The organism is Burkholderia sp. ZZQ-2, from assembly GCF_050768715.1.
Taxonomy (GTDB): Bacteria; Pseudomonadota; Gammaproteobacteria; order Burkholderiales; family Burkholderiaceae; genus Burkholderia; species Burkholderia cepacia.
The window spans coordinates 1-2,898 of the sequence record NZ_LDVA01000005.1 but is presented as its reverse complement, the minus strand read 5'-3'; the positions used below and the strand labels follow the sequence as shown (position 1 = coordinate 2,898).

Here is a 2,898-nt window from a genome sequence, read left to right as displayed (position 1 = left end):
CGAGCGCGCAGATCGCCGCCGCGCAGGCCGCGATCGCCGCGATCCCGAAGGCCGGCGAACAACCGGCGGCCGCCCCGGCCAGCGCCGATGCCGCAACGGCCGGCAAGGCACTGTACTCGTCGACCTGCGTGGCCTGCCACGGAGCAGGCGTGCTCGGCGCGCCGAAGTTCGGCAGCAAGGAAGACTGGGCGCCGCGCCTGAAGGACTCGATGGACACGGTCTACAACTACGCGCTGCACGGCAAGGGCGCGATGCCGCCGAAGGGCGGGTCGAACGCGTCCGACGCCGACGTGAAGGCCGCCGTCGACTACATGGTCAACTCGGCGAAGTAACACCGGCCGGCCAGAAAAAACCCCCGCGGCGCACGCGCACCGCGGGGGTTTGTTTTTTGCCTGACCGGCTGACTGTCGGATCGTCGGTTAGTCGCAACACCGCACGCCCGACGGCGCCGCCGCTTCACTTCTGCAGCAACGCCTTCAGGCTGGCGAGCCGGTCCTTCGGCGACATCGGCGCCTCTTCCGGGGTAGGCGGCGGCGCATCGTCGAGCCCCATCTCCGGAATGAAGCGCGACGGCTCGCACACGACCGTCTCGCGCGCCCGCTTGCGCTTCTTGCACCAGTTCAGGTGCAGGCTGCGCTGCGCACGCGTGATCGCGACATACATCAGCCGGCGCTCTTCCTCGATCCGCTCGTTGTCGATTGGGCCGTCGTCCTCGCTGCCGCCGCGGTGCGGCATGATGCCTTCCTCGACGCCGACCAGGAACACGTGCGGATACTCGAGCCCCTTCGATGCATGGACGGTCGACAGCCGCACGGCGTCCGGATCCTCGTCCTTGCCCTCGAGCATCGACATCAGCGCGACGGTCTGGATCAGGCCGAGCAGGTTCTTGCCGGTATCGGCGAGCCCGTCGGCGTTGTGGAAGCCTTCGGCCTCGCCGTCGACAGCCTCCGTCTCGGGCTTGGTGCCCTTGCGCTTCAGCCATTCGAGGAATTCGAGCACGTTCTGCCACTTCGACTGCGCCTGGCGCTCGTCGAACGCGTCGTACAGGTACGCCTCGTAGTGGATCGCCTCCATCATGTCGTCGAGCACGACGGTCGCGGGCTCCTTGTCCGCGCGCTCGGTCAGGCGCTGGATGAAGTCGCAGAACATCCGCAGCGGCTCGACCTGGCGCGCCGACAGCCGCGCCTCGATGCCGCCCATGTATACGGCCTCGAACAACGACACCTTCGCCTGGCCCGCGAACGAGCCGAGCGCCTCGAGCGTCGTGTTGCCGATCCCGCGGCGCGGCGTCGTGACCGCGCGGATGAACGCGGGATCGTCGTCTGCGTTCGCGATCAGCCGCAGGTACGCGCACAGGTCCTTGATCTCGGCCTTGTCGAAGAACGACTGGCCGCCCGACAGCACGTACGGAATGCGTTCGCGCCGCAGCACCTGCTCGAAGATGCGCGCCTGGAAGTTGCCGCGATACAGGATCGCGTAGTCGCGGAACTGCGCGCGCCGCTCGAACTTGTGCGCGGACAGCCGGAACACGACCGATTCGGCTTCATGCTCCTCGTCGTTGCACGGCGTGACGGTGATCGAATCGCCCATCCCGTGCTCGGACCACAGCTTCTTCTCGAACAGTTTCGGGTTGTTCGCGATCACGTTGTTCGCGGCGGTGAGGATGCGCACCGTCGACCGGTAGTTCTGCTCAAGCTTGACCAGGTGCAGCTTCGGAAAATCCTTGCCGAGCTGCGCGAGGTTCTCGAGCGTCGCACCGCGCCAGCCGTAGATCGCCTGGTCGTCGTCGCCGACCGCCGTGAACGCGGCACGCGGGCCCGCGAGCAGCTTCAGCAGTTCGTACTGGCACGCGTTGGTGTCCTGGTACTCGTCGATCAGCAGGTAGCGCAGCTTGTTCTGCCAGCGGTCGCGCACCTGCTCGTTCTTCGCGAACAGCTCGGCCGGCAGGCGGATCAGGTCGTCGAAGTCGACCGCCTGGTACGCGTGCAGCGTCGCGACGTAGTTGCGGTAGACCAGCGCGGCCTGGTGCTCGTCCTCGTTGGCCGCGATCGCCATCGCCTCGTCGGGCATGATCAGGCCGTTCTTCCACAGCGAGATGATGCTCTGGATCTTGCGGATCAGCCCCTTGTCGGTCGTGCCGAGCTGCTCCTGGATCATCCCGAAGCAGTCGTCCGAATCCATGATCGAGAACTGCGGCTTCAGGCCGACGTGCTCGGCCTCCTGGCGCAGGATCTGCACGCCGAGCGAGTGGAACGTGCAGACGGTGAGCTGGTTGACGGGCACCTTGCGCCCTTCCTTGCCGGGCGTGGTGAGCGTCTTGCCCTCGAGCAGCTTCCCCACGCGTTCGCGCATTTCGGCGGCCGCCTTGTTCGTGAACGTGACGGCCGCGATGTGGCGCGGCTCGAAGCCTTTCGCTTCGATCAGGTGCGCGATCTTCTGCGTGATCACGCGGGTCTTGCCGCTGCCCGCGCCGGCGAGCACGAGACAGGGACCGTCGAGGTAGCGCACCGCTTCGTTCTGGGCGGGATTGAGGCCTGCGGACATGATGGCGGATGGTGTTGCGGTTGACGGCGGAACGCCGGGAGGATGCCGTGCGCGGCGGGCCGGCGAAGCAGGCGGACACGCGGGGCAGGACGCGCATGTTAACACGTCGGCGGCGCGCTTTTCGGGAGCGCCGCCGGACGGGGCCGCGCGGGCGGATTCCGCCGCCGCCCCTTGTCCGTGCGGCCAATCCGGCCCCGTTCGCGCACCGATCGGCCACAATATCTCCACCCGGCGCCGCCCCGCGCCCAATCGCCTGAATCGCCTGAATCGCCTGAATCGCCTGAACCACCTGAATCGCCTGAACCGCCTGAACCGCCTGAACCGCCTGAACCGCCACCGGATCGACATCATGGG

The 2,898-nt window shown here is 67.3% G+C and carries 2 protein-coding genes and 1 pseudogene; 2 read left to right on the top strand and 1 reads right to left on the bottom strand.

The genetic code is table 11. From position 1 onward, the window contains the following. Positions 1-332, top strand: a 332-nt coding sequence (locus tag ABY44_RS00040) for a c-type cytochrome (protein WP_431640663.1), incomplete at its 5' end; no start/stop codon positions are given. Between the two features lie 124 nt (positions 333-456). Here ABY44_RS00040 and ABY44_RS00035 read toward each other — a convergent pair. Next, positions 457-2,544 carry a UvrD-helicase domain-containing protein gene (locus tag ABY44_RS00035; RefSeq protein ID WP_027788668.1) on the bottom strand — a complete coding sequence of 696 codons (2,088 nt, stop codon included), beginning with the start codon at positions 2,542-2,544 and terminating at the stop codon, positions 457-459. Here ABY44_RS00035 and ABY44_RS00030 point away from each other — a divergent pair. Next, positions 2,543-2,898 (top strand): annotated as a pseudogene (locus tag ABY44_RS00030) (hypothetical protein); the annotation flags it as partial. The gene ABY44_RS00035 and the pseudogene ABY44_RS00030 overlap by 2 nt on opposite strands.